The 26,547-nt window shown below is 59.2% G+C and carries 22 protein-coding genes and 3 tRNA genes; all 25 read left to right on the top strand.

The features are described from left to right. Window positions 1-329 precede the first annotated feature (329 nt). The 25 genes from FKG95_RS15555 (at window position 330) to FKG95_RS15675 (ending at window position 26,534) form a co-directional block, all read left to right on the top strand. On the top strand, window positions 330-1,658 hold the full coding sequence (locus FKG95_RS15555) for a tetratricopeptide repeat protein (RefSeq protein WP_179954118.1): 1,329 nt from the start codon (window positions 330-332) through the stop codon (window positions 1,656-1,658). 104 nt (window positions 1,659-1,762) lie between these two features. Then, entirely contained in the window at window positions 1,763-2,533 is a 771-nt protein-coding gene (locus FKG95_RS15560) for an HpcH/HpaI aldolase family protein (RefSeq protein ID WP_142897313.1), read from the top strand. A 53-nt stretch (window positions 2,534-2,586) separates the two neighbouring features. Continuing rightward, window positions 2,587-4,074 (top strand): NAD(P)H-hydrate dehydratase, encoded by a 1,488-nt coding sequence (locus FKG95_RS15565; RefSeq protein WP_281281468.1) that lies wholly within the window; start codon window positions 2,587-2,589, stop codon window positions 4,072-4,074. A gap of 288 nt (window positions 4,075-4,362) precedes the next feature. Continuing rightward, window positions 4,363-4,614 (top strand): hypothetical protein, encoded by a 252-nt coding sequence (locus FKG95_RS15570; protein ID WP_142897314.1) that lies wholly within the window; start codon window positions 4,363-4,365, stop codon window positions 4,612-4,614. Between the two features lie 239 nt (window positions 4,615-4,853). Beyond that, a tRNA-Leu gene (locus FKG95_RS15575) sits at window positions 4,854-4,938 on the top strand. 252 nt (window positions 4,939-5,190) lie between these two features. Beyond that, the gene (tig, locus tag FKG95_RS15580) at window positions 5,191-6,681 is read left to right on the top strand and encodes a trigger factor (RefSeq protein WP_142897315.1); all 1,491 of its coding nucleotides are present in this window, start codon (window positions 5,191-5,193) and stop codon (window positions 6,679-6,681) included. 182 nt (window positions 6,682-6,863) lie between these two features. Then, complete coding sequence (locus FKG95_RS15585) at window positions 6,864-7,514, top strand: ATP-dependent Clp protease proteolytic subunit (protein WP_142897316.1); 651 nt, start codon at window positions 6,864-6,866, stop codon at window positions 7,512-7,514. Window positions 7,515-7,740: 226 nt separating this feature from the next. Continuing rightward, window positions 7,741-9,006: an ATP-dependent Clp protease ATP-binding subunit ClpX gene (clpX, locus tag FKG95_RS15590; protein ID WP_142897317.1), complete on the top strand. Its 1,266-nt coding sequence runs from the start codon at window positions 7,741-7,743 to the stop codon at window positions 9,004-9,006. A gap of 181 nt (window positions 9,007-9,187) precedes the next feature. After that, complete coding sequence (gene lon / locus FKG95_RS15595) at window positions 9,188-11,596, top strand: endopeptidase La (RefSeq protein WP_142897318.1); 2,409 nt, start codon at window positions 9,188-9,190, stop codon at window positions 11,594-11,596. 183 nt (window positions 11,597-11,779) lie between these two features. Further along, window positions 11,780-12,052, top strand: coding sequence for an HU family DNA-binding protein (locus tag FKG95_RS15600; protein ID WP_142897319.1), 273 nt, complete (start codon window positions 11,780-11,782; stop codon window positions 12,050-12,052). Between the two features lie 206 nt (window positions 12,053-12,258). Further along, window positions 12,259-12,334 (top strand) — tRNA-Val (locus FKG95_RS15605). A 689-nt stretch (window positions 12,335-13,023) separates the two neighbouring features. Then, a tRNA-Asp gene (locus FKG95_RS15610) sits at window positions 13,024-13,100 on the top strand. Between the two features lie 578 nt (window positions 13,101-13,678). Then, complete coding sequence (locus FKG95_RS15615) at window positions 13,679-14,044, top strand: NADH-quinone oxidoreductase subunit A (RefSeq protein WP_142897320.1); 366 nt, start codon at window positions 13,679-13,681, stop codon at window positions 14,042-14,044. Between the two features lie 4 nt (window positions 14,045-14,048). Beyond that, the gene (locus FKG95_RS15620) at window positions 14,049-14,588 is read left to right on the top strand and encodes a NuoB/complex I 20 kDa subunit family protein (RefSeq protein WP_142897321.1); all 540 of its coding nucleotides are present in this window, start codon (window positions 14,049-14,051) and stop codon (window positions 14,586-14,588) included. A gap of 36 nt (window positions 14,589-14,624) precedes the next feature. Further along, window positions 14,625-15,248: an NADH-quinone oxidoreductase subunit C gene (locus FKG95_RS15625; RefSeq protein ID WP_142897322.1), complete on the top strand. Its 624-nt coding sequence runs from the start codon at window positions 14,625-14,627 to the stop codon at window positions 15,246-15,248. Continuing rightward, window positions 15,248-16,426, top strand: coding sequence for an NADH-quinone oxidoreductase subunit D (locus FKG95_RS15630; protein ID WP_142897323.1), 1,179 nt, complete (start codon window positions 15,248-15,250; stop codon window positions 16,424-16,426). The genes FKG95_RS15625 and FKG95_RS15630 overlap by 1 nt, the downstream gene beginning before the upstream one ends. Then, window positions 16,423-17,100, top strand: coding sequence for an NADH-quinone oxidoreductase subunit NuoE (gene nuoE / locus FKG95_RS15635; RefSeq protein ID WP_142897324.1), 678 nt, complete (start codon window positions 16,423-16,425; stop codon window positions 17,098-17,100). The genes FKG95_RS15630 and nuoE overlap by 4 nt, the downstream gene beginning before the upstream one ends. After that, window positions 17,100-18,389, top strand: coding sequence for an NADH-quinone oxidoreductase subunit NuoF (gene nuoF, locus FKG95_RS15640; RefSeq protein ID WP_142897325.1), 1,290 nt, complete (start codon window positions 17,100-17,102; stop codon window positions 18,387-18,389). The genes nuoE and nuoF overlap by 1 nt, the downstream gene beginning before the upstream one ends. Window positions 18,390-18,398: 9 nt before the next feature. Beyond that, window positions 18,399-20,462 (top strand): NADH-quinone oxidoreductase subunit NuoG, encoded by a 2,064-nt coding sequence (gene nuoG, locus FKG95_RS15645; RefSeq protein ID WP_142897326.1) that lies wholly within the window; start codon window positions 18,399-18,401, stop codon window positions 20,460-20,462. Continuing rightward, window positions 20,455-21,459, top strand: coding sequence for an NADH-quinone oxidoreductase subunit NuoH (nuoH, locus tag FKG95_RS15650; protein WP_142897327.1), 1,005 nt, complete (start codon window positions 20,455-20,457; stop codon window positions 21,457-21,459). Before nuoG ends, nuoH begins: the two co-directional genes overlap by 8 nt. Window positions 21,460-21,517: 58 nt before the next feature. Beyond that, a complete protein-coding gene (gene nuoI / locus FKG95_RS15655; RefSeq protein WP_142897328.1) occupies window positions 21,518-22,006 on the top strand; it encodes an NADH-quinone oxidoreductase subunit NuoI in 489 nt (162 codons plus the stop codon). A 114-nt stretch (window positions 22,007-22,120) separates the two neighbouring features. Beyond that, complete coding sequence (locus tag FKG95_RS15660; protein ID WP_142897329.1) at window positions 22,121-22,741, top strand: NADH-quinone oxidoreductase subunit J; 621 nt, start codon at window positions 22,121-22,123, stop codon at window positions 22,739-22,741. A gap of 6 nt (window positions 22,742-22,747) precedes the next feature. Beyond that, window positions 22,748-23,056, top strand: coding sequence for an NADH-quinone oxidoreductase subunit NuoK (gene nuoK / locus FKG95_RS15665; protein WP_179954138.1), 309 nt, complete (start codon window positions 22,748-22,750; stop codon window positions 23,054-23,056). Window positions 23,057-23,065: 9 nt separating this feature from the next. Continuing rightward, entirely contained in the window at window positions 23,066-25,000 is a 1,935-nt protein-coding gene (gene nuoL / locus FKG95_RS15670; protein WP_142897331.1) for an NADH-quinone oxidoreductase subunit L, read from the top strand. A 4-nt stretch (window positions 25,001-25,004) separates the two neighbouring features. Further along, window positions 25,005-26,534 (top strand): NADH-quinone oxidoreductase subunit M, encoded by a 1,530-nt coding sequence (locus tag FKG95_RS15675; RefSeq protein WP_142897332.1) that lies wholly within the window; start codon window positions 25,005-25,007, stop codon window positions 26,532-26,534. Window positions 26,535-26,547 lie beyond the last annotated feature (13 nt).

Below are 26,547 nucleotides of genomic sequence, written 5' to 3' on the forward strand. Positions count from 1 at the left end.
TCCAATCCCACCTCAATCCTGCGCGCGTGCCATGCGCAAGGGCCTCATTTTTCGCGCATTAACCAAATCAAGCGTTGCTTGCCGCGCTCTATGCCGTTCGTTATCGTCTTGCTGTGTCGTCGTTTTTGACCCAGCGAGTCGAAAACCCTTAGACCCTGTCCCGCTCGGGGCTCGAACAAGGTTGTAGTGCAATGCGCCCGGTTCTCCCGCGTCCGATTTTGATGCTCCCGGTTCTCGAGCGTTCGGTTCTTCGGCGTTCGGTTCTTGGGCCATTCTCCCTTTGTGTCCTTGTCGCTTTCGTGTCGGTTGCGGGACTGCCTGCTCAACCGTTGCTCGCACAGTCAACCAGCGAGACGCCGACCAGCGAGACGCCGACCAGCGAGAGATCCGCAAGCCAAGCGAGCGTTGAGGACGGACTGGCCGCCTACAAAGCCGGACGGAACGCGGAGGCTGAAAAGATCTGGACTCCGCTCGCTGAAGCCGGAGATGCCGTCGCGCAATACAGTCTGGGCAAGCTTTACGAGACCGGCGCAAACGGCGCACCGGATTTCGAGGCGGCCGCGCGCTGGTACGCCCTGGCGGCGCAGCAGGACATGGCGGCCGCACAGAACAATCTTGGCCTGATGTATGCCCAGGGACGGGGCGTGCCGCGCGATCCGACGCGCGCTTCGCAGCTCTGGAGCCGCTCGGCCAATGCCAGCAACCCCATGGCGCAGTACAATCTTGGCCTGGCTTACTTCCGTGGCGATGGTGTCGGTCAGGATCAGGTCGAGGCCGCCGTCTGGTTCCACCTGGCCGCTGACGCGGGTGTCGGCGAAGCCCAGTTCGCGCTCGGCCAGATGCACCGGCTGGGACTGGCTTTGCCGCAGGATGACCGCAGGGCGTTGAGTTGGTATCAGCGTGCCGCGAAGAAAGGGCACAAGGACGCCCAGGTGCAGGCGAAACGCCTGGAGGATCAGGGGATCGTCGCCGCAAACGCGCCCGATCCTGTCGCAGAAGCCGCCCGGCAAAAGCCGCAATCTGCCTCCGGTCAAGCCTCGAGCCAGGCCTCGAACCAGACACAGAGTGCGGCCCAAGCTGCACAGGAAGATCGCGGGACGAGCCTGGTGACCAAAGGAACAGCGCCTTCCCAGGCGCGCGCAGCCGCAGGCGGCAGCTCGGAGAGCGGTGGCCAGGGGTTCCAGCTTGAATCCAGATTGATCCGGCCTGAGGCTGGGACCGGCGCACGACCGGCCGCTTCTGCCTCTGGAACGGCTCCCGTCGTGCCTCCGGCACCTCCGCCCGCGGGAAGCCAGGTTGCGACCCTCCCTGAGAAGCCGGTCTCAAAAACACCTGCCCCAAAAACACCCGCAGCTGAAACGGCTGTTCCGGGCACGACCGCCGCACAAACCGCTAACACACAAGGAAGTGGCACGTTTCTGTGGCTTCTCTCCGCGCCGGACGAGCAGCAGGCCATGGATCTGCTCCGTGAAGCCGAGACGGACTATGCGGCCGTCCTCGATGGCCAGGATCTGACTCTCATGCCAGGCGGGCAGAGCGCGGAGCCGGCGTTCTACCGTCTCGTGGTAGCGGCCTCTTCCAGCGCCGAGGCAACGGAAATCTGCGCGAGGATTCGCGAAATCAATGCCGACGCCTTCTGCGCGACATTGGTGCGCTAGGAGCGTTTTCCAATCTAGCGTATTGAAAATACGATGTTCTTGATGCTTCGCAATAGCGTGTGAAACTTCTGCAGTATGATGAAATTCGTGGCCTTGGGGACAAAATGACTGGTCTGAAATCTGACATTGAAACCGGCGCGCCGCTGTTCGGCTGCTGGATCGAACTTTACTCCGCGTTTGCCACCGAGGTGGTCGTTCAGGCCGGTTATGATTTCCTGCTGGTCGATCTGGAGCATGGGCCGGGGTCGGTGATGGATGCCGCGCTCCAGCTGCAGGTCGCCGCGGGCAGCGGATGTCACGGCATCTGCCGGGTGCCCAAGAACGACGACAGCTGGATCAAGCGGGTGCTGGACGTCGGCTTCGACGGGGTCATGATCCCGGCGGTCGACAGCGTCGAGGATGCGCGGCGCGCCGTCGCTTCCTGCCGCTACCCGCCGGCCGGCAAGCGCGGCATGGCGGCGGCGATTGTCCGGGCAGCCCGCTATGGCCGGGACTGCTGGGACTATGTGGAAGCCGCCAACCGCGATGTTGTGGTGATCTGCCAGATCGAGTCGGCACAGGCGGTCGAGGCCGTCGAGGAGATCGCGCGGGTCGAGGGAGTGGACATGCTGTTCGTCGGTCCCGCCGACCTCTCGTCGGATATGGGGTACGTTGGCGAGGTCGATCATCCCGAGGTCATGAAGGCCATTACACGGGTCGAGCAGGCTGCGAAGGCGGCCGGTAAGCTGCTTGGTGCCATTCCGACGCCCGGACGAAGTACGCAGGAACTGAGAGAAGCCGGCTATGACATCATTGTGCCGGGTGCCGATACGATTTTGCTTCGTGACGCCGCCGATGCTCAGGTCGCAAGCTTGAAGTCTGGTACAAGTTCCTGATTTTTATATAAGACCTCTCAGGTTTATCCTTGGTGGATAGAGGTGAGGATAAGGTGAAGGCGCATCATTCCGAGTTGATCAGCGTTTCCCAGATGTACAAGGCCGACGCCGCTGCAATGGCGGCGGGCATTTCCGGCACGACGCTGATGGAGAACGCCGGTCAGGCAATCTTCGATGCCATCGTCGCGCGCTGGAGCCCTTGCCCGGTTCTGGTGCTCTGCGGTCCGGGCAACAACGGAGGTGACGGTTTCGTCGTGGCCCGGCTTCTGAAGGCCGCGGGCTGGGCTGTGGAGTTGGCGCTGCTCGGCGAGGTCTCGCGTCTGACCGGAGACGCTGCCGTCCATGCGAAGGGCTGGCAGGGGCCGGTCAGTAGTTTTGACCCTCTGCTGGTCGACGGCAAAGCCCTGATCATTGATGCGGTCTTTGGCGCCGGCCTGTCGCGGCCTCTCGAGGGACGCGCGGCCATGGTGGTGCGCGCCGTGAACCGCGCGGTGGAGGAGGGGGCCGCCGAGGTGGTGGCCGTCGATGTTCCCAGCGGGATCTCCGGGGACAGCGGAACCGAGTTGGGAGATCTCTCGCTCAAAGCCAAGCTCACCGTGACCTTCTTTCGTCCAAAAATCGGGCACAAGCTGTTGCCTGGCCGGGATGCGGCCGGAGAACTGGTCGTGGCCGATATCGGGATTCCGGATGATGTCCTGGCGGGCCTGAAGATTGCCTGTCATCTGAATAGTCCGTCAGTTTGGCACGGCCGCTTTCCGCGCCGGACGTCGGGCAGTCACAAATATACCGCCGGACATGCGTTGGTTTTCGGCGGGAGTGAGATGACGGGGGCGGCCCGGCTGGCGGCGCGGGCCGCGCTGCGTATCGGTGCGGGTCTGGTATCGGTCGCGGCCGCACCGAAGGCGCTGCAGATTTACGCACTCTCGTCCGCCAGTGTGATTACGCTGGCCAGCGAGTCACTGCAGGATGCTGAGAACCTTCTGCGCGATCCGCGCAAGAATGCTGTTTTGATCGGTCCTGGCTTCGGACTTGGGCCGGAGCTGCGTGACCACGTCCTCACGATCCTGCGGCGGCAGCGGGCCACGGTGCTGGATGCCGACGCCCTGGGTGTCTTTGGACCGGATCCCGAGAACCTTTTCAAAGCGATAGGCTCCAATGTGGTGCTGACGCCCCATGATGGAGAGTTCGGCCAGCTTTTTCCCGATATCAAAGGGGACAGGCTCACTCGGGCGCGGGCGGCGGCTGAGCGCAGCGGCGCAATCGTGGTTTTAAAGGGTAGCGATAGCGTGATTGCGGCTCCTGACGGGGCTGCAATCATCAATGCCAATGCACCGGCACACCTGGCAACTGCCGGATCAGGCGACGTTCTTGCCGGCCTGATCACGGGACTCTTGGCGCAGGCGATGCCGCCCTTCGAGGCCGCCGCCGCAGCCGTCTGGCTGCATGGTGAATTAGGGAGCCGATTGGGAGTTGGATTGATCTCGGAAGACCTGCCCGAGGCTGTTCCGGGGGCGTTGAATTCGCTTTTTGCGCGTTTTTGACGGCTTTTCCCAGTCGCGAGGCTAGGGTTAATGCAAATTTTTTTCAAATCCGCTGCATTATTAAAAAGCGCTATGAATACAGAGTGTTAAGGCTTTTGGCTCGCGTGCTCTGATGGCTTTTTATCCTGCCCTCGAAAGCCGATTAATGTAGAAAAACCAAAGGCAGATGGCATTTAGCTTCTCTTTTAACTCAAGTTTAACAACTCTAGTGCGAAAGTGATAAAAGAGTTTTTCTATAAACTCTGACACCGGCCAAGTAGATCGGCAACAACGTGATTGTGACTCAGGATGGGACAGTGGTTCAGAATTGACCGGGCGCGACCGGAAGTGAAGGCGGGAGCCGTCTTTCGCTGCCGTCTGCCGAGTCAGGTCGTCGAGACCGCCGAGGTCATCGAAGTCGGACCTGATGCAATGGGCATCCAGCACGTTAAATACAACCTGGTTGTCGCAGGCGGCACTATTTCAAGTTTTGCCGAAATGCGGACCCTGGGTCTCGAGACCTTCGCCAACCGTTATAACGAGCCTGTTCCCGCCACCTGAGTGAGTTTTCTCGTTTCTGGAAACATCGGGTGCGACTGCGCCGTTCATCGGTCACCAGTTATCCTGCCATCCGCTTCCAAAGTGTTCTGACCGCGCGATCACCGATCCGCGACGTTTCTTGGGCTTTTTCCCGAAAATCTGATGCAAAAAGGGCAAATGAAGGCTTCAAGGCGTTTCCTTGCCCTGAGCCTGTTGCACCCGGCGCGCCGATGTTATACACCGGCGCGTTCGCGCGTCTCGCGGGCGTGGCGGAATTGGTAGACGCACTGGTTTTAGGTACCAGCGGAGAGATCCGTGGGGGTTCAAGTCCCTCCGCCCGCACCACGCGATCGAACGGGAAAGATAAAGCAAGGCTTGCCGGGCCGATCGAAGACCTGCATACCATGCTTCTTTCCTGACAGATCCAACCGCCTGCCTGCGGTTGAGGATGCTTCGCGGTTCGGTGCCGGCTGTATGATTCCCAATCTACCGGCGGAATCGAACCTTTTGAATGAACAGTTGTTGATCCGCCCGCCGGCCTTCACGCCGGTGTGAGCCGCGGATGACGAGGAAGACGCGAGAGAGGCCGAGCCGCCAATGCAGGTTACGGAAACACTAGCCGAAGAGCTAAAGCGCGAGTTTACAGTTGTAATCCCCGCTACGGAAATTGACGAGAAGATCGACGGACGTCTCGAGGAGCTCAGCGGGCAGGTGAATCTGCCGGGCTTTCGGCCCGGTAAAGTCCCGATGTCGCTTCTCAAGCAACGTTTCGGTAAGTCGGTGCTGGGCGAAGTGCTGGAAAAGGCCGTCGCCGACAGCTCGAGCCAGACTCTGAGCGAGCGCAGCCTTCGCCCTGCGATGCAGCCGAAGATCGAGGTGACTTCGTTCGACGAAGGCAAGGATCTCGAATACACCATGTCCGTCGAGCTGCTTCCAGACGTCACACCGATGGACTTTGCGACCCTGGAAGTCGAGCGCGTCAAGGTGCAGGTGCCTGACCAGGAAGTGGACGAGGCTCTGGAACGCATTGCCGAATCTCACAAGACGTCAAAGCCGCTGGCCAAAGCCCGTAAGTCAAAATCGGGGGATGTGGTCGTGATCGACTTTAAAGGGACGGTCGATGGCGAGGCTCTGCCCGGCATGGCGGCCGACGATCATCACCTTGAGCTCGGATCCAATCAGTTCATCCCGGGCTTTGAAGATCAACTCGTCGGCGTGAATGCCGACGACGACGTAGAAGTCAAAGTGACCTTCCCGGACGCTTACGGCAACGACAAGCTCGCGGGCCGGGAAGCCATCTTCGAGGTTAAGGTCAAGGCGATTGAAGAGTCTGTGCCGGCGGAGATCGACGACAAACTTGCGGAGTCTTTGGGCGCGGAGAACCTCGAGGGGCTGAAGTCGCGGGTGCGCGAGCAGATCGAGGGTGAATACGCCAAGGTCGCCCGCTCGCGCCTGAAGCGGGAACTGCTCGACAAGCTTGCGGACGGCCATGACTTTGCCGTGCCCGCGGGCATGGTTGACGTCGAGTTCGAGGGCATCTGGAAGCAGGTCGAGGAAGAGCGCCAGAAGGGTGAGCTCGATGATGAAGATGCCGGTAAAGACGATGAAGAGTTGAAGGTCGAGTACCGGGCGATCTCGGAACGCCGTGTCCGTCTTGGTCTGCTGCTCTCTGAAGTCGGCAGCAGCAACAACATCGACGTGACCCAGGAAGAGGTGAACCGCGCGCTCTTCGCCGAGGCCCAGAATTATCCGGGCCAGGAGCAGCAGGTGCTGGAATATTACAAGAACACCCCCGAAGCTCTGGGCAACCTGCGGGCACCAATCTTCGAGGACAAGGTCATCGACTTCATCACGGACCTTGCCAAGGTCACCGAACGTGAATTGACGCCGGATGAGCTGCGCAAGGAATTCGAGGCCGAATCGGAAGCTGCCGAAGCCGCCGAATCCAAGCCGGCGGCAAAGAAAAAGCCGGCCAAGAAAACGCCTGCTAAAAAGGCGGCGGCTAAATCCGACGATAAAGCCGAAGCCAAGGCTCCTGCGAAGAAGGCGACAAAAAGCGCTAAATCCAAGAAAACCGCGAAGGAATAGCGGAACCTTAAGGATTGCTCGGTGATCCTGTCTTGGTTAATTGTGCGATCCGGCCTATATGACGTTGCGATGCGTTTTGAGAGATCCGAACGGGGCGGCGATTCGAACGCCGATAAGATCCCGTTCGGACCTCGTTTGGACGGTTCGTACGTCGGATAAATGACAAGACTTAGGTGGCAGGAATGAGTGACCCACGCGATATTGTAATGAACACCCTGGTGCCTATGGTGGTCGAGCAGACCAGCCGGGGCGAGCGCGCCTACGACATCTATTCGCGCCTTCTCAAGGAGCGGATTATCTTTTTGACCGGGCCGGTCCACGATGGTGTGGCGAGCCTGATTTGCGCTCAGCTCCTGTACCTCGAATCGGAAAACCCAACCAAAGACATCTCTTTCTATATTAACTCGCCGGGCGGTGTCGTAACAGCCGGCCTCGCCATGTACGATACCATGCAGTACATCCGGCCGCCGGTTTCCACCGTCTGTATCGGCCAGGCCTCGTCCGCTGGCTCGCTGCTGCTGATGGCCGGCGCTCCCGAGAAACGTTTCGCACTGCCGAATGCCAAAGTTATGGTCCACCAGCCTTCAGGCGGTTTCCAGGGGCAGGCCACGGACATCGAGATCCATGCCCGCGAGATCATCAAGACCCGTGCCCGGCTCAATGAGCTCTATGCTCAGCACACGGGGCAGACGGTGGCCAAGATCGAAGAAGCCATGGAACGGGACAACTTTATGAGTGCCGAAGAAGCCAAGGATTTCGGCCTGATTGACCAGGTTGTCGAGAGCCGTCCCGACTCGAGCGCCGGTGACGGCGACTCAGGCGCTGGCAAATAGTTGACGCCGCACTGGCTTGAAGGTGCGTTTTGCAGACGCCATCTCTACAGTGTTAAGGATATGTTGAACGCTCGGGATTATACTATTTCGAGCGATCAACCACAGGTTGGTCTTGTGACTGATGGGCTAATCCAGCGATTAAAAATGATAAATTTGTCATTGTGCGCTGGTGGGACGTCTGTCTAACATGATTTGTAATTGAATCGAGCTTCGAGGCGTAACAGCCATGACAAAGTCGAGCGGTAGCGACTCGAAAAATACACTTTATTGTTCTTTCTGCGGAAAGAGCCAACATGAAGTTCGAAAACTCATCGCCGGACCGACGGTCTTTATTTGCGATGAATGTGTCGAGCTTTGCATGGATATCATCCGTGAAGAGCACAAGACGACGCTGGTTAAATCCAGTGACGGTGTGCCGACTCCACGCGACATCTGCACGGTCCTTGACGACTACGTCATTGGGCAGGCCCACGCAAAGCGCGTGCTGTCTGTGGCGGTGCACAACCACTACAAGCGTCTTGCTCATGACACCAAATCGGCTGACGTCGAGTTGGCCAAGTCCAATATCCTCCTGATCGGTCCGACCGGTTGCGGCAAGACTCTGCTTGCGCAGACCCTGGCGCGCATTCTGGACGTGCCCTTCACCATGGCCGATGCGACGACCCTGACCGAAGCGGGCTATGTGGGTGAAGATGTTGAAAACATTATCCTGAAGCTGCTGCAGGCGGCCGACTACAATGTCGAGCGGGCCCAGCGCGGCATCGTCTACATTGACGAAGTCGATAAAATCAGCCGCAAATCCGATAATCCCTCGATCACACGGGACGTTTCGGGTGAGGGCGTTCAGCAGGCATTGCTGAAGATCATGGAAGGCACCGTGGCTTCGGTTCCGCCTCAGGGGGGACGCAAGCATCCCCAGCAGGAGTTCCTGCAGGTCGATACCACGAACATCCTGTTTATCTGCGGTGGTGCGTTCGCCGGCCTGGATAAACTGATCGCGGGCCGGGGCAAAGGATCGTCAATCGGCTTTGGTGCCGACGTGCGCAGCCCGGAAGAGCGTACCACAGGAGATGTGCTGAAAGAGGTCGAGCCTGAAGATCTTCTGAAATTCGGCTTGATTCCCGAGTTCGTCGGGCGTCTTCCTGTCGTTGCCACTCTGGAAGATCTGGACGACGACGCGCTGGTCGAAATTCTGACCCAGCCGAAGAATGCGCTGGTGAAACAGTACCAGCGTCTCTTCGAGATGGAGGATATCAGCCTGCAGTTCGCGGACGATGCTCTCAGGGCAATCGCGGCGAAGGCGATCAAGCGCAAAACCGGTGCACGCGGTCTTCGTTCCATCATGGAAGGCATTCTTCTGGAGCCGATGTTTGACCTGCCGAGCCTTGAAGGGGTTGAGGAAATGGTCATCAGCGGCGAGGTCGTCGAAGGCCGTTCTCAGCCACTCTACATCTACACAGATCGACGCGACGACGTAGAAAGCAGTGCATAACGAGGTTTTCTCGTGTTTTTTGCAGTGATCACGCCTAGGGGGAGCTGACTTTCAAAAAGCGGCCCCGCCCTTGAAGATTACGGTTTTAGCCATCAAATCTCTAGGCGTCAGCCGGGTCAGCGCAAGGCAACCCGGATATCGGCCCGCTCATATCGGGCCGTCGCAAGATTAAAGAGGAAATATGTTGGAAATTCCACGCGGCAATCTCTATCCAGTCCTCCCGTTACGCGACATAGTAGTGTTTCCGCACATGATTGTGCCGCTATTCGTCGGTCGCGAAAAGTCGGTGCGGGCGCTGGAAGACGTCATGAAGGACGACAAGCAGATCCTGCTTGTAACTCAGAAAAATGCCGCTCAGGACGACCCGACCCCTGCAGATATCTATTCTGTGGGTACGGTCGGTACTGTGTTGCAGCTGTTGAAACTGCCTGACGGGACCGTCAAGGTGCTGGTCGAGGGCGGACAGCGGGCCAAGATTGCGAAATTTGCCGATTCGGAAGATTTCTTCCAGGCCTATGCCGAGACCATGGACGACGATACGGGCGAGGATCGCGAGCTCGACGCCCTGGCGCGCACGGTCGTCTCGCAGTTCGAGCAATACATCAAGCTGAACAAGAAGATTCCGCCGGAGGTGCTGGTTTCGATCAATCAGATCGATGAGCCAAGCAAGCTGGCAGATACCATTGCATCGCACCTGACCCTGAAAATCTCTGAGAAGCAGGAACTGCTCGAGAGCGAGGGCGTGAGCGACCGTTTGGAAAAGGTCTATGCTTTCATGGAAAGCGAGATAGGCGTTCTCCAGGTCGAGAAGCGGATCCGCAATCGCGTCAAGCGCCAGATGGAGAAGACTCAGCGCGAGTACTATCTCAATGAGCAGCTCAAAGCGATTCAGAAGGAATTGGGCGAGGGCGAGGACGGCCGCGATGAACTGGCCGAACTGGAAGAGAAAATCGCCAAGACCAAGCTGACCAAGGAAGCGCGCGAGAAGGCCGTTGCCGAGTTGAAGAAGCTTCGCAACATGAGCCCGATGTCGGCCGAAGCGACGGTCGTGCGCAACTATCTGGATTGGATCGTGTCGATCCCCTGGAAAAAGCGGACCAAGGTCAAAAAAGATATCGTGCATGCCAACGCTGTGCTGGACGAGGACCACTACGGTCTGGAAAAGGTCAAGGAACGCATCATCGAATACCTTGCGGTCCAGCAGCGGATGCAGAAGATCAAAGGTCCGATTCTCTGTCTGGTCGGCCCGCCAGGCGTGGGTAAAACCTCGTTGGGCAAGTCGATCGCCAAGGCAACCGGCCGGAATTTCGTGCGCATGAGCCTGGGCGGCGTCCGCGATGAAGCCGAAGTCCGCGGTCACCGCCGGACCTATATCGGGTCCATGCCGGGCAAGGTCATTCAGAGCATGAAAAAGGCGAAGTCATCCAATCCGCTTTTCCTGCTTGATGAGATCGATAAGCTCGGTGCCGACTGGCGCGGCGATCCGTCGTCGGCCTTACTTGAGGTCTTGGATCCCGAGCAGAACAACTCATTCAACGACCATTACCTCGAAGTCGATTACGACCTCTCCGATGTGATGTTCGTCACGACCGCGAATACGTTGCGCATGCCGCAGCCGCTGCTTGACCGTATGGAAGTGATCCGGATCCCCGGATACACCGAAGACGAGAAGGTTCAGATCGCTGTCCGCTACCTGATTCCCAAGCAGATGAAAGACCACGGCGTCAAAGAAGAAGAGTGGTCGATCACGGACGAAGCCCTGCGCAGCCTGATCCAGCTTTATACCCGCGAAGCCGGTGTTCGTAATCTCGAGCGTGAAATCGCGAACCTGGTACGTAAAGCGGTCAAGGAAATCGCCCTCGGCGAATCCACGACGGTCGAAGTCAACCCGGAGACCCTGGACAAATACGCCGGTGTGCCGCGTTATCGTTTCGGTGCCGCAGAGAAGGAGGATCACGTCGGTGTCTCGACCGGTCTGGCCTGGACCGAAGTCGGTGGCGAGTTGCTGTCGATCGAGGCGGTCACGGTTCCCGGTAAAGGCAAGGTGTCTTCCACCGGTAAGCTCGGCGAAGTGATGAAGGAATCGATCCAGGCGGCGGAGTACTACGTCAAAAGCCGCTCGATCGAGTATGGCATCAAGCCGACCGTCTTCGAGCGCAAGGACATTCACGTCCATGTTCCCGAGGGCGCGACTCCGAAAGACGGACCGTCAGCTGGTATTGCAATGGTCACGGCGATTGTGTCGGTGCTCACGGAAAATCCGATTCGCAGCGATTTGGCGATGACCGGCGAAGTGACCCTGCGCGGACGCGTGCTTCCCATTGGCGGCCTCAAGGAAAAGCTGCTTGCGGCCCTGCGCGGGAACATCAAGACCGTGCTGATTCCGCAGGAAAATGAGAAAGATCTTGCCGACATTCCTGACAATGTGAAGCAAGGCCTTGAAATCATTCCAACTTCTAATGTTGATGAAGTGCTGGAACACGCACTTGTCAACAAATTGACAGCCATTGAATGGGTCGAACCTGCCGAAGTTGACGCAGCACGCGGGGCAGGGAACGACGATGGCCGGAGCGGAGTCATTACCCACTAACTTTGATCCCGAACGCGCGCTAGGGTGAGAGGCAAATTAACTAAAAAAAGCCTCTCAATCCCTAGGTTTTCTCGCGTTTCTTCGATTGACGTTGGGGGTTTTACCAGCTTACACTCCGACCTCCTCAGAGTGGTTTTTCCCATTTCTATTTCCTAAATCCCGACATTTGGAGGGGGTACTAACGTGAACAAAAACGATCTGGTTGCCGTAGTTGCAGAGAACTCAGAACTGTCCAAGGCAGACAGCACCAAAGCTGTTGATGCCGTCTTCGACGCAATCACTTCTTCTTTGAAGTCTGGCGACGAAGTTCGCCTCGTCGGCTTCGGAACTTTTTCCGTAGCACAGCGCGCAGCTTCTGAAGGCCGCAACCCACGCACCGGCGAAAAAATCAAGATTCCTGCGTCCAAGCAGCCGAAGTTCAAGGCTGGTAAAGGTCTCAAGGACGCCGTTAACTAACTCAGAAAAGATTCGCGCTGAGGGCGCCGGCCGTTTTGACTTTCGTCAGGACGGCCGGCGAGCGTTTCTGCCCGCAAGAACGTCGACACTGACGTTGCCACGAACGATGCGTCTTCAGCCGGACTTCTGACTTTGTTTTTGTGTTTTCTTCGTTGTTTCCACCGGAATGATCCCGTATAGAAGCGCCAAGAAGCACTGATGTCGTTGGGCGATTAGCTCAGTTGGTAGAGCATCTCGTTTACACCGAGAGGGTCGGCAGTTCGAGCCTGTCATCGCCCACCAGACATCCAAAGCCGCCACACCCCTCCGAGCTGAGTATCTTGTAGCTCATAAGCGGCTTGCTTGGCCCAGATTGCTGGATGGCCCTTCAGCAATCCAGGCCCTCTCCCTCTCAAAGAACTGCTATACGCATCCGGGCCTTCTGGTGCGCGGAAGGGCGGGCGCTGCTGTTTTGGGCTGCGCAATGTCCAAACGGTCTCGTCAAGCCCTGTGTCCCCGTGTATCCGGCACTCGTCCCGTCATCAGGCTCTTCGGGCCACGCAGGCACCTGGATGATTGCCGGGCAATCGGTGCCCGGTATCGTGAGTCTTGCATCTTGAGTCTTGCATCTGGACTCCGGCATCCGGACTCCGGCCCCACTTTGCGCGGCGGGGGAAGCGATACCTCTCGCCATTTGACTTCGGTCGCGAATCGAAATCACATCCTGGGAATGCGCGTCGGCTTGCAAACCTCCATGCAGGGAATGAAGCGCGCGCCTGACGGGGCGGCTTGCCCAGCAGCGAAATTCCGTTTGTCTTTCAGACTTAAGTCACACGAGTTTGGGCCCGCTGCGCCCGCCGTTTGGGATCGCCTGTTCTGGCCGCATTGGAAGCTTTTGTGACGAAAACGAAAAAAGCCGGTGGCCAGCGCTTGACACCTGCTGGGGGAGGGAGTACATCACCGCTGCCCGTTACGGCGGGACCCTTTCAAAAGGGGGTGTAGCTCAGTTGGTTAGAGCGCCGGCCTGTCACGCCGGAGGCCGCGGGTTCGAGTCCCGTCACTCCCGCCACTTTTTTCTCAAAATCTTTATCGCTGTTGCTCCGCAGATATCTCACTGCGGTTGTCGCTGCAGGAGAGCAAAATCGCCTGCGCGGTAACAAACGGCTCGGGGCGGACTCGAGTCGCATCAATTCTTCGGGAATTGGATCAACGGTTGGGTTCGGACGAAGCGTTTCATATTGCGGTTGCGTCCTACGGTCTTGTACGGTCTCGAAGCAGAGCCAATGCCCCTGTCACAGGCTCAAATCCCGTAAAATTTATCAAAAAAACAATGAATTGTTAGGAAATTAGGGCAGATGATCCGGGTCAGTGTCGGCTGCCCGGAATCCGGGACGGGGAGCGGATATATTGTGGGTTTTTTCGCGCTGCAGCAAAAAAAGTCGGCTGGCTGCAATCCTGTTGCGTTTGATGCTTTTCCCGGGCCGGTCTTGGCCGTATATTGCGGCGAATTCACGGCACTCCTTGCCGCAGTGTGGCTGACGACACAGAGATCCTGGTGTCTATGGCGATAACAAGTCCGGAACGGGCGGCATTGTTACTGCACCAAAGCGTCGAGAGGTTGGCGCGTTTTGTTGGAGATAAAATCGAATGGATGGCCTGTTAGCGGAATACCTGCCGATTCTGATGTTTATCGGAATTGCCGTAGGACTCGCCGGCATCATGGTGGTGGCCTCTTACATTGTCGGACGCCAGCGGCCCGACTCGGAAAAGATCTCTGCTTATGAATGCGGCTTTGAGGCCTTTGACGACGCGCGCAGTAAATTCGACGTCAGATTTTACCTCGTGGCCATTCTCTTCATTATTTTTGACCTGGAAGTTGCGTTTTTATTCCCCTGGGCGGTGTCGCTCGGGGATATCGGCCTATTTGGTTTTTGGTCGATGGTCATCTTCCTGGGCATCCTGACCATCGGATTTATCTACGAGTGGAAAAAAGGTGCCTTGGAGTGGGAGTAAGAGAATGAGTTCCTTAGAGACCGGCGCGCCAGTTCCTCCGGGGCCGCAGCAGGACAAACTGCTCTCGGCCGTGACCGATGAGATCTCCGAAAAGGGATTTGTCGTCGCGCAGCTGGACAAACTGGCGGCCTGGGCCCAGACCGGCTCGCTCTGGCCCATGTCTTTCGGTCTGGCATGCTGTGCAGTCGAAATGATGCACACGGCCTGCAGCCGCTATGACATGGACCGTTTCGGTATCGTTTTCCGGCCTTCGCCGCGTCAATCCGACGTGATGATCGTTGCCGGCACCCTGACCAACAAAATGGCGCCTGCGCTGCGCAAGGTCTACGACCAGATGGCGGAGCCCCGCTGGGTGATCTCCATGGGGTCCTGCGCGAACGGCGGCGGTTACTATCACTATTCCTATTCGGTTGTGCGCGGCTGTGACCGGATCGTTCCTGTCGATATCTACGTTCCCGGTTGCCCTCCAACCGCAGAGGCTCTGCTGTACGGCATCCTGCAGCTCCAAAAGAAGATTAAGCGCGAAGCTCTGCTGGTTCGTTAGAACCGGCGGTTTCGCCATGACATCTGGCAGATTCCTATGAATGAAGCCCTCAATGATCTCGGTGAATACATCAGCGCGGCGCATGCGCAGCGTGTGGATGGGTTCGACATTGTCGCCGATGAACTGATCATCCATTGCAAGCGCGACGCGATCGTCAAGGTTCTGACTTTTCTCCGGGACGATCAGAATTGCCAGTTCAAGCAACTGATGGACGTCACGGCCGTGGACTTTCCGGCCCGTGAAGAACGCTTCGACGTGGTCTACCACCTGCTGTCGCTGAAGCTCAATCAGCGCATCCGTGTCAAGCTGGTTACCGACGAAGCAAGCCTTGTGCCCTCGGTCGCGGAGGTCTTCTCCTCGGCGATCTGGTACGAACGGGAAGTCTGGGACATGTACGGCATCTACTTCGGCGAACATCCGGATTTACGCCGCATGCTGATGGATTATGGCTTTGAGGGGCATCCTCTGCGGAAAGACTTCCCCCTGACCGGTTATGTCGAGGTTCGCTATGACGAGACGCAGAAGCGGGTCGTCTATGAACCGGTCAAGCTGACTCAGGAATATCGCACCTTCGATTTCATGTCGCCCTGGGAGGGTATGCTGCGCCTGCCCGGAGATGAAAAGGCCGAGACGGACAACGGCGAAGAGGGAGCTGCCTGATGGCCGAACAACAAATCAAGCCGATGACGCTCAACTTCGGGCCCCAGCATCCGGCGGCCCATGGTGTGCTGCGCCTGGTGCTCGAAATGGACGGTGAGATTATTGAGCGCGCGGACCCTCACATCGGTCTGCTGCACCGGGGCACCGAGAAGCTGATCGAGCATAAGACCTACCTTCAGGCCGTGCCCTACTTCGATCGGCTGGACTACGTCTCGCCCATGAACCAGGAGCATGCCTTTGCCCTGGCTGTCGAAAAGCTGCTCGGGATCGAGGTGCCGAAGCGCGGTCAGTACATCCGGGTGCTTTATTGCGAGATCGGCCGGATCCTCAATCATCTGCTCAACATCACGACCTTCGCCATCGACGTCGGCGCGATGACCCCGATCCTCTGGGGCTTCGAGGAACGTGAGAAGCTGATGGAGTTTTATGAGCGGGCCTGCGGCGCGCGCCTCCATGCGGCTTACTTCCGCCCCGGCGGCGTCCATCAGGATCTGCCCGCCGGATTGCTCGAGGACATTGCGGCTTTCTGCAAGACATTCCCGAAGGTCATCGACGACATGGAAGGCCTGTTGACCAACAACCGGATCTTCCGGCAGCGCACGGTCGATATCGGCGCGGTGACCCGCGAAGAAGCCAGCGATTGGGGCTTCTCCGGTGTCATGCTGCGCGGCTCCAACGTCCCTTGGGACCTGCGCAAGGCACAGCCTTATGACTGCTATGAAGAACTGGATTTCGACATTCCGGTTGGCAAAAACGGTGACTGCTTCGACCGTTACCTCTGCCGGATGGAGGAAATGCGCCAGTCCGTCCGTCTGATGGAGCAGTGCATCGATAAGATGCCCGATGGCCCGGTCATGACGACCGATCACAAGATCACACCCCCGCGCCGCGGCGAAATGAAGCAGTCGATGGAAGCGCTGATCCATCACTTTAAACTCTATACCGAGGGTTATCATGTGCCGCCGGGCGAAACCTACACCGCGGTTGAAGCGCCCAAGGGTGAGTTTGGCGTGTTCCTGATATCCGACGGCAGCAACAAACCCTACCGCTGCAAAATCCGCGCTCCCGGGTTTGCGCATTTGGCGGCCATGGACTACATGTGCCGCGGCCATATGCTGGCGGACAGTGTCGCCATTCTGGGATCAATGGATATCGTGTTCGGCGAGGTCGACCGATGAAGGTTACGAGTTACGCGGAAGGGGATGTCGGGGACTTTTCCTTCACACCCGAAAATCTGGATGTCGCGAAAAAGTTCGTCGCGCGCTATCCCGAAGGCCGTCAGGCCAGTGCGGTGATCGCGCTGCTGGATCTGGCGCAGCGTCAGAACGGCGGCTGGTTGTCAGGAGATGCCATTGCCTACGTTGCCAATTACCTGGAAATAGCGCCCATGCGCGCGTTCGAGGTGGCCAGTTTCTACTCCATGTTCAATCTGAAACCGGTGGGCAAGCACTTCATTCAGGTCTGCCGCACGACGCCCTGTTGGCTGCGCGGCTCGGACGGTCTGTCGGAAGCCTGCAAAAAGAAACTGGGCGTGAAGTTCGGCGAAGTGACCGAAGACGGTCTGTTCTCCGTCATCGAAGTCGAATGCCTGGGCGCTTGCGCGAACGCGCCGATGGTTCAGATCAACGACGACTATTACGAAGATCTGACACCCGAGCGTATGGAAGAAATGATCGACGATCTGCGCGCGGGAAAAGTGATCCCGGTCGGATCGCAGATCGGCCGTTTGACCTCCGCCCCGGAAGGCGGCCCCCAAACGCTGCAGGATCTGCCGCCCTTCGACGGTAAGGCCGTGAAGATGGAGCCGGAGGCATTCGTGGCCAAGATCGTGCCGAGTGGAGAGGAAGGCTGATGCTGAACGATACCGACCGCATCTTTACGAACCTCTATGGACAGCACGACTGGGGCGTCGAGGGCGCCATCGAGCGTGGCATCTGGGACGATACCAAAAGCCTGCTGGCCATGGGCCGCGAGGATATCGTCGAGGAGATCAAGGCTTCGGGCCTGCGCGGACGCGGCGGCGCCGGGTTCCCGGCAGGGATCAAATGGTCCTTCATGCCCAAGGAAAGCGATGGCCGCCCGGCTTACCTGGTGGTCAACGCGGACGAATCGGAGCCGGGATCCTGCAAAGACCGTGAGATCATGCGCAACGATCCGCACCGGCTGCTGGAAGGCTGTCTGGTTGCTGGCTTCGCCATGGGCGCACAGGCCTGCTACATCTATATCCGCGGCGAGTATTATCTCGAATCACAGCGCCTGGAAGCGGCGGTCGAACAGGCCTATGCCAAAGGCTTCTTGGGCAAGAATGCCTGCGGGTCCGGGTATGACTACGACCTCTACATTCATCGCGGCGCGGGCGCTTACATCTGCGGCGAGGAAACCGCTCTGCTCGAGAGCCTGGAAGGTAAGAAGGGCCAGCCCCGCCTGAAACCGCCGTTCCCGGCGGCCGTCGGTCTTTACGGCTGCCCGACGACGGTGACCAATGTCGAGACCATTGCCGTTTCGCCGACCATCCTGCGCCGTGGCTCGGAATGGTTCGCGGGCTTCGGACGCCAGAACAACGCGGGTACCAAGATCTACAGCATTTCCGGCCACGTAAATAAGCCCTGCAACGTCGAGGAATCGATGAGTATCCCCTTGAAGGAGCTGATCGAGAAGCATGCCGGCGGCGTGCGCGGCGGCTGGGACAATCTGCTTGCGGTGATCCCGGGCGGATCCTCAGTGCCGATGCTGCCCAAATCGATCTGCGACACGGTTCTGATGGATTTCGACGCCCTGCGGGAGGTCAAGTCGGGCCTGGGCACGGCGGCGGTCATCGTTATGGACAAATCAACCGACATCGTCGAGGCGATTGCCCGTCTGTCGCACTTCTACATGCACGAAAGCTGCGGCCAGTGCACGCCCTGCCGTGAAGGGACCGGCTGGATGTGGCGTGTCATGACCCGCATGGTGAAGGGTGAGGCGGATGTCGACGAGATCGATACCCTCCTGGATGTGACCTATCAGGTCGAAGGCCACACCATCTGCGCACTGGGCGATGCAGCTGCCTGGCCGATCCAGGGTTTGATCCGGCATTTCCGGCCCGAGCTGGAGCGCCGGATTCTCGAATACAAGACGTCCAAACAGGCAGCGGCGGAATAGGAGACCTTTATGCCGAAGCTGACCATCGACGATCGCGAGATCGAGGTCCCGAACGGACTGACGGTTCTCCAGGCCTGTGAGCTGGCCGGCGTCGAGATTCCCCGTTTCTGCTATCACGAGCGCCTCTCGGTCGCGGGCAACTGCCGTATGTGCCTGGTCGAGATGGAGCGCGCGCCCAAGCCGATCGCCTCCTGCGCGATGCCGGTGGGCGAAGGCATGGTGATCAAGACCGATACGCCGACGGTCCATAAGGCCCGCAAGGGTGTCATGGAGTTTCTGCTGATCAACCACCCGCTGGATTGCCCGATCTGCGATCAGGGCGGCGAGTGCGATCTGCAGGATCAGGCCATGGCCTTCGGCTTCGACCGCAGCCGCTACACCGAAAACAAGCGCGCGGTCAAAGAGAAGTACATGGGGCCCCTGATCAAGACGATCATGACCCGCTGCATTCAGTGCACACGCTGTGTCCGCTTTTCGACCGAGATTGCGGGGGTCGAGGAGATCGGCCTGGTCAATCGCGGCGAGCACGCGGAGATCACGACGCTTGAGAAAGCGGTCGATTCGGAGCTCTCGGGCAATCTGGTCGATGTCTGCCCGGTCGGCGCCCTGACCTCCAAACCCTATGCCTTTTCCGCGCGCCCCTGGGAGCTGCGCAAGACCAACTCCGTCGATGTGATGGATGCGGTCGGCTCCAATATCCGGGTCGATACCCGGGGCAGGGAAGTCATGCGGGTGCTGCCGCGCCTGCACGAAGGCATCAATGAAGAGTGGATTGCCGACAAGACGCGCCACGCCTGCGACGGCCTTGGCCGGCAGCGGATCGATCAGCCCTATGTCAGGCGTGACGGAAAACTGACTCCGGCGTCCTGGGAAGAGGCCTTCGGTGCGATCGCGGCCAAGGTAAAAGGCCTCTCCGGCGACAGGATGGCTGCCATCGCGGGCGATCTCTGCGATACGGAATCCATGTTTGCCCTGAAGCAGCTCATGAACGGCCTGGGATCGGAGAACCTGGATTGCCGTCAGGACGGGGCGAAACTCGATAGCTCGACACGCGCCGCTTACCTCTTCAACAGCGGCATCGCCGGGATCGAAGAGACAGACGCGGTGCTGCTTGTGGGGACAAACCCTCGCTGGGAAGCCCCGCTGATCAACGCGCGTCTGCGCAAACGCTTCCTGGCATCCGGCCTGAAGGTCGCCGCGATCGGCGCTCAGGCGGATCTCTCCTATCCGGTCGAATACCTCGGGGCCGGTGGCGAGACCTTGAAGGACGTCGCCGAAGGCCGCAGTTCCTTCTCCGAAGTGCTCAAGTCCGCCGAACGCCCGATGATTATTGTCGGCATGGGGGCCCTGGCACGTGCGGACGGCGGCGCGGTTCTGGCGCTGGCCCGCAAGATCGCAGACGACTTCGGCATGGTCTCGGGCGACTGGAACGGCTTTAACGTTCTGCACACGGCCGCGGCGCGCGTCGGTGGCATGGATGTCGGCTTCCTGCCGGGCGAGGCCGGACGGGATCTGGATGGCATCCTCGACGGGGCCGGGACGGGCGAAATCGAACTGGTCTATCTGCTGGGCGCCGACGAGATCGACATGGAGCGCCTGGGTACGGCCTTCGTCGTCTATCAGGGCCATCACGGCGACGCCGGGGCCCATCGCGCCGACGTGGTTCTGCCGGGCGCGGCCTACACCGAAAAGAACGGCACCTACGTCAACACCGAGGGCCGGGTTCAACTCGGCCGCCTGGCCGGTTTCCCGCCGGGCGATGCGCGCGAGGACTGGACGATCTTAAGGGCGCTGTCCGCTCAGCTGGGCGAGGCTCTGCCTTACGACAATCTGGGCCAGTTGCGCGCGAAGCTGATTGAAGCCAATCCGGTTTTCGCGGTGGTGGACCAGGCACAGCCGGGAAGCTGGAAGGCCTTCGGATCCGAGGGGGATTTGGATTCGGCGCCTTTCATCTCGCCGGTCACGAACTACTACATGACCGATCCGATCAGCCGTGCTTCGGACACCATGGCAAAGTGCACCGAGACCTTTGTGCTCGGGAAGCAAGAGGGGGCAACCGAGACCGATGGCTGAATTCTGGACCGGCTACGGACTGCCGACTGTCATAATCGTCGCGCAGATTTTCGCGATCATCATTCCCCTGCTGGGGGCGGTCGCTTATCTGACTTATGCGGAGCGCAAGGTGATCGGCGCGATGCAGCTGCGCAAGGGACCCAACGTGGTCGGCCCCTTCGGTCTTCTGCAGCCGCTCGCCGACGGCGCGAAACTCTTCTTCAAGGAGACGATCCTGCCGGCGGGGGCGAACAAGGTCGTCTTCGTCATGGCGCCGATGCTGACCTTCATTCTGGGGCTCATCGCCTGGGCCGTCATTCCCTTTGACTACGGCGTTGTGCTCGCGGACATCAACGTTGGTATTCTTTATCTCTTTGCGATCTCTTCGCTGGGGGTTTACGGCGTGATCATGGCCGGTTGGGCCTCGAACTCGAAGTATCCTTTCCTGGGCGCGCTGCGCTCTGCGGCGCAGATGGTGTCCTACGAGGTCTCCATGGGCTTCGTCATTATCACGGTGCTGATTTGCGTGGGGTCCCTGAACCTGACGGATATCGTCATGGCGCAGGAGAACCTCTGGTTTGCGATCCCGCTGCTGCCCATGTTCGTGATCTTCTTCATCTCGATCCTGGCCGAAACCAACCGCTCGCCTTTCGACCTGCCAGAAGGCGAGTCGGAACTGGTGGCGGGTTTCTTCGTCGAGTACTCCTCGATGACCTTCGCGCTCTTCTTCCTGGGCGAATACGCCAACATGATCCTGATGAGCGCGATGACGGTGATCCTCTTTCTGGGAGGCTGGCTGCCGCCGCATGAGATCCTGGGCTTTATTCCGGGGCCGATCTGGTTCTTCGCGAAGATCGCCCTGGTGCTCTTCTGCTTCCTGTGGGTTCGGGCCACCTTCCCACGTTATCGCTATGACCAGTTGATGCGGCTGGGCTGGAAAGTCTTCCTGCCGTTCTCGCTCTTCTGGGTGGTTCTGACGGCCGGTGTGGTCGTCGCGTTCGATCTGCTGCCGAAGTGAGTCGGGCAATGCAGTTGGATCCGGCGCTCAATGCGTTTGAAAGTGAGAGGTAAGGCGAATGGCTTTTCTCGACCGCACAGCCCGCAGCTTTCTTCTGGGTGAGCTGATTTCCGGTATGGGCCTGACCTTGAAGTACTTCTTCAAGCCGAAGGTGACCTTGAACTATCCCTTCGAGAAGGGGCCACTATCACCGCGTTTCCGGGGTGAACATGCCCTGCGCCGCTACGCGAACGGGGAAGAGCGCTGCATTGCGTGCAAGCTCTGCGAAGCGGTGTGTCCGGCACAGGCCATCACCATTGAAGCCGAACCGCGTGAAGACGGCAGCCGCCGGACGACACGCTACGACATCGATATGACGAAGTGCATCTACTGCGGCTTCTGCCAGGAAGCCTGTCCCGTGGATGCCATCGTCGAGGGGCCGAACTTCGAGTTCGCGACGGAAACCCGCGAGGAGCTTTTCTACAACAAGGAAAAGCTGCTCTCGAACGGCGACCGTTGGGAAACGGAGATCGCACAAAATCTGGCGCAGGACGCGCCATACCGTTAAGCAGCAGCAAAAAGCGGCCGGCGCAAAGGCGGGCCGCGTTGCTGGGGGGAATTCGATCTTGAGTACTTGCCGCATACCGGTCCTGCGGAATGCCGTATCCAGAGGACTAGAAACATGATCGTCGAGGCGCTTGTATTTTACATGTTCGCCGCAATCACGGTTGCCGCCGGCGTTATGGTCGTCTCGGCGCGTAACCCCGTGCATTCCGTGCTGTTCCTTATTCTGGCGTTTTTTAATGCCGCCGGACTTTTCGTCCTGATGGGCGCGGAATTCCTGGCGATGATCCTGGTGGTCGTTTACGTCGGCGCCGTGGCGGTGTTGTTCCTCTTCGTGGTCATGATGCTGGACATCAATTACGCGGTCATGCGCCAGGGATTTCTGCAGTACCTGCCGGTGGGGCTTTTGATCGGACTGGTTCTGCTGGTCGAGCTGGCCCTGGTCGGTTTCTCCTGGGTTGCGACCACGCCGGACCTGCCGACGTCGCTGTCTGGGGTTCCCATTCCGCCGATCGATGAGGTCCACAATACGCAGGCGCTCGGACAGGTGATCTATACCAAGTACGCCTACCTTTTCCAGATGGCGGGGCTGGTCCTGTTGGTTGCCATGGTCGGAGCGATTGTCCTGACCCTGCGTCACCGTGACGGCGTCCGCCGCCAGTCGATTGCCGATCAGGTTTCCCGGACCCGGGAAGAGGCCGTCGAGGTCAAGGACGTACCGAGCAGGAGCGGGGTGTAAGCGATGTTGGAAATCGGCCTTGAGCATTATCTGAGCGTCGCAGCGATCCTCTTTACCCTGGGGATCTTCGGCATCTTCCTGAACCGCAAGAACGTGATCATCATCCTGATGTCGATCGAGCTGATGTTGCTCGCGGTCAACATCAACCTGGTCGCTTTCTCGACCCATCTTGGGGATCTGGTCGGACAGGTGTTTGCGTTGTTCGTGCTGACCGTTGCGGCGGCGGAGGCCGCCATCGGCCTTGCGATCCTGGTGGTCTACTTCCGAAACCGCGGCTCGATCGCGGTTGAAGATATCAACATGATGAAGGGCTGAGGCGCCGTTATGGACGTACTAATTGTCGGCCTACCGCTGGCCGGAGCGATCATAGCAGGACTGTTTGGCCGCATGATCGGGGACCGTGGCTCCCAGGTCGTGACCTGCCTCTTCATGTTGATTGCGGCGGCTCTTTCGGTGGTGGTGTTCTTCGATGTCGCGATCGGCGGCAACGCCCGCACGACCGAACTCTTCACCTGGATCGATTCGGGCGACTTCGAGCTCTCCTGGGCCTTGAAGGTAGACACTCTGACCGCGGTCATGCTGGTCGTGGTCAACGGCGTATCCTCCATGGTGCATGTTTATTCCGTCGGCTACATGTCGCACGACAAGCACCGCCCGCGCTTTTTCGCCTATCTGAGCCTTTTCACCTTCTTCATGCTGATGCTGGTGACGGCAGACAACTTCGTGCAGATGTTCTTCGGCTGGGAAGGCGTCGGTCTGGCGTCGTACCTGCTGATCGGCTTCTGGTATGAAAAACCCACCGCCTGCGCGGCGGCCATCAAGGCCTTCCTGGTCAACCGGGTCGGCGACATCGGTTTTGCCCTGGGCATCATGGGCGCTTTCGTGCTGTTCGGCGCGGTCGGCTTCGACCAGGTCTTTGCCTCGGTTGAAGGGCAGGCGGACGCGAAGTTCACCTTTATCGGGATCGAGGGGCATGCCCTGACGATCATCTGCATCCTGCTCTTTATCGGTGCCATGGGGAAATCGGCGCAGCTCGGGCTTCATACCTGGCTGCCGGACGCCATGGAGGGCCCGACACCGGTCTCCGCGCTGATCCATGCGGCGACCATGGTGACCGCCGGCGTCTTCATGCTTGCGCGGCTCTCGCCGATGTTCGAATACGCGCCCATCGCCCTGGAGATCGTGACTTATGTCGGTGCCGCGACGGCCTTCTTCGCAGCCACGGTCGGCCTGACCCAGACCGATATCAAGCGGGTGATCGCTTATTCAACCTGTTCGCAGCTCGGCTACATGTTCTTTGCGCTCGGGGTCTCGGCCTACGGCGGCGCGATCTTCCATCTCTTCACGCATGCTTTCTTCAAGGCGCTCCTGTTCCTGGGGGCGGGCTCGGTGATCCACGCCATGTCCAACGAGCAGGACATGCGCAACATGGGCGGTATCTACAAACTGGTCCCCTACACCTACATCCTGATGTGGATCGGGTCCCTGGCCCTGGCGGGGATCTTTCCGTTCGCTGGATACTTCTCCAAGGATCTGGTGCTGGAAGCGGCCTATGCCGATCACAGTCTGCACGGCGGCTTCGCCTTCTGGCTGGGCATCGCCGCGGCTTTCATGACCGCCTTTTATTCCTGGCGTTTGCTCTTCATGACTTTCCACGGCAAGCCACGGGCGAGCAACGAGGTCATGTCCCACGTCCATGAATCGCCCATGGTCATGATGATCCCGCTGCTGGTGCTTGCGGTTGGCGCTGTTTTCTCGGGTATGCTTGGCTACAGTTACTTTGTAGGCGATAACCGTTTCGAATTCTGGGGCGAGGCACTCTTCGTGCTCCCGGCCAACGACACCATCGAGGCGGTCAAGAACATCCCCGGCTGGGTGCCTTGGGCGCCCCTCGTGATGGCGGTCAGCGGTATCGTCCTGGCCTGGCTCTTCTATATCGCCAAGCCTGATCTGCCGCAGACCTTCGCCAGGGTCTTCCGGCCGCTATACGCCTTCTCTTTCAACAAGTGGTATTTCGACGAGCTTTACGATTTGCTCTTCGTCCGGCCCGCCATGGCCCTCGGCGTCAAGTTCTGGAAGGCCGGGGACCGGGCGATAATCGACGGCTTCGGTCCGGATGGCGTCGCCGAGTCGACCCGGAGCCTCTCGCAGCGGATTTCGGCCCTGCAGACCGGGTACGTCTACCACTATGCTTTTGCCATGCTGATCGGCGTTGTCGCGCTGGTGACCTGGTACTTCCTTTTCCAGGTTGGAAAGTGATCCCATGACTGATCAGATCCTCTCCATCATCACCTTCCTGCCGCTGGTCGGCGTGTTTTTCATTCTGGTCTTTATCCGGGGTGACGAAGAGGCTGTGGCGCGCAATGCCCGCTACACGGCGCTCTGGACCTCGCTGGTCACCTTCGCGGTGTCGCTTACGCTCTGGTTCGGCTTCGACCGGGACACCGCGGAATTTCAGTTCGTCGAGGAATACGAGTGGATTCCGTCGCTCGGCCTGACGTATCGCATGGGCGTCGACGGCATCTCGGTCCTCTTCGTGCTGCTCTCCACGCTTCTGACCCCGCTGTGTATCCTGGCCAGCTGGGACTCGGTCAAGACCCGTGTGCGGGAGTACATGGTGGCGTTCCTGGCGCTCGAGACGCTGATGGTCGGCATGTTCTGCGCGCTCGACTTCATGCTCTTCTACGTCTTCTTCGAGGGCGTGCTGATCCCGATGTTCCTGATCATCGGCATCTGGGGCGGCGCCCGCCGGGTCTACGCGGCCTTCAAGTTCTTCCTCTACACGCTGCTGGGCTCCGTCCTGATGCTGCTCGCCATCATGGCGATCTACTTCCAGACCGGCACCATGGACATCGTCACGCTGATCTCAGGTGTTCAGATCCCCGGCACCATGCAGCTCTGGCTGTGGCTGGCCTTCTTTGCATCCTTCGCGGTCAAGGTCCCCATGTGGCCGGTTCATACCTGGCTGCCGGACGCGCATGTCGAAGCGCCCACGGCGGGCTCGGTAATCCTGGCCGGTGTGTTGCTGAAAATGGGCGCCTACGGCTTCCTGCGCTTCTCGCTGCCGATCATGCCGGAGGCCTCCGAGTACTTTACGCCGCTGGTCTACACGCTGTCTGTGATCGCGGTGATCTATACCTCCCTGGTCGCTCTGGCCCAGGAGGACATGAAGAAGCTGATCGCCTATTCCTCGGTCGCGCACATGGGTTTCGTGACCATCGGCATCTTCACGATGAACCAGCAGGGCATCGAGGGCGCGATCTTCCAGATGCTCTCCCACGGCATCGTCTCGGGCGCACTCTTCCTCTGTGTCGGTGTGATCTACGACCGGATGCATACGCGCGAGATCGACCGCTACGGCGGTCTCGTCGAGCGCATGCCGGCCTATTCGGTCATCTTCATCGTCTTCACCCTGGCCTCGGTGGGCCTGCCGGGAACCGGCGGTTTCGTCGGCGAGTTCCTGATCCTGGTCGGGGCCTTCCAGTCCAATACCTGGGTGGCGCTTCTGGCCGCCAGCGGCATGGTTCTGGGCGCGGCCTACATGCTCTACCTCTATCGCCGGGTCATCTTCGGAAGTCTGACCAAGGAGGATCTGAAGACGATCCTGGATATGAATTGGCGCGAGAAGGCGGTGTTCGCGCCGCTCGTGGTCATCGTACTTTGGATGGGAATTTACCCCGTGTCCTTCCTGGACGTGATGTCGGTCTCGGTGAGCAACCTCATCGACAATTATAACCAATCCCTGGCGGCCTCGGACGGCGTGTCCCTGGCCAGCCTCTGGTCCGGCAAATAGGGGCGAGGATACG

Source organism: Denitrobaculum tricleocarpae (genome assembly GCF_007004665.1).
In the GTDB taxonomy this organism is placed as follows: domain Bacteria; phylum Pseudomonadota; class Alphaproteobacteria; order Kiloniellales; family Kiloniellaceae; genus Denitrobaculum; species Denitrobaculum tricleocarpae.

Coding starts and splice junctions, on each gene's coding strand:
- lon (WP_142897318.1), top strand. CDS start 9,188: ATGTTGGAAATTCCACGCGGCAATCTCTATCCAGTCCTCCCGTTACGC.
- FKG95_RS15585 (WP_142897316.1), top strand. CDS start 6,864: ATGAGTGACCCACGCGATATTGTAATGAACACCCTGGTGCCTATGGTG.
- nuoF (WP_142897325.1), top strand. CDS start 17,100: ATGCTGAACGATACCGACCGCATCTTTACGAACCTCTATGGACAGCAC.
- nuoI (WP_142897328.1), top strand. CDS start 21,518: ATGGCTTTTCTCGACCGCACAGCCCGCAGCTTTCTTCTGGGTGAGCTG.
- nuoE (WP_142897324.1), top strand. CDS start 16,423: ATGAAGGTTACGAGTTACGCGGAAGGGGATGTCGGGGACTTTTCCTTC.
- FKG95_RS15570 (WP_142897314.1), top strand. CDS start 4,363: ATGGGACAGTGGTTCAGAATTGACCGGGCGCGACCGGAAGTGAAGGCG.
- FKG95_RS15625 (WP_142897322.1), top strand. CDS start 14,625: ATGAATGAAGCCCTCAATGATCTCGGTGAATACATCAGCGCGGCGCAT.
- FKG95_RS15675 (WP_142897332.1), top strand. CDS start 25,005: ATGACTGATCAGATCCTCTCCATCATCACCTTCCTGCCGCTGGTCGGC.
- nuoG (WP_142897326.1), top strand. CDS start 18,399: ATGCCGAAGCTGACCATCGACGATCGCGAGATCGAGGTCCCGAACGGA.
- clpX (WP_142897317.1), top strand. CDS start 7,741: ATGACAAAGTCGAGCGGTAGCGACTCGAAAAATACACTTTATTGTTCT.
- FKG95_RS15630 (WP_142897323.1), top strand. CDS start 15,248: ATGGCCGAACAACAAATCAAGCCGATGACGCTCAACTTCGGGCCCCAG.
- FKG95_RS15620 (WP_142897321.1), top strand. CDS start 14,049: ATGAGTTCCTTAGAGACCGGCGCGCCAGTTCCTCCGGGGCCGCAGCAG.
- tig (WP_142897315.1), top strand. CDS start 5,191: ATGCAGGTTACGGAAACACTAGCCGAAGAGCTAAAGCGCGAGTTTACA.
- FKG95_RS15615 (WP_142897320.1), top strand. CDS start 13,679: ATGGATGGCCTGTTAGCGGAATACCTGCCGATTCTGATGTTTATCGGA.
- nuoH (WP_142897327.1), top strand. CDS start 20,455: ATGGCTGAATTCTGGACCGGCTACGGACTGCCGACTGTCATAATCGTC.
- nuoL (WP_142897331.1), top strand. CDS start 23,066: ATGGACGTACTAATTGTCGGCCTACCGCTGGCCGGAGCGATCATAGCA.
- FKG95_RS15560 (WP_142897313.1), top strand. CDS start 1,763: ATGACTGGTCTGAAATCTGACATTGAAACCGGCGCGCCGCTGTTCGGC.
- FKG95_RS15660 (WP_142897329.1), top strand. CDS start 22,121: ATGATCGTCGAGGCGCTTGTATTTTACATGTTCGCCGCAATCACGGTT.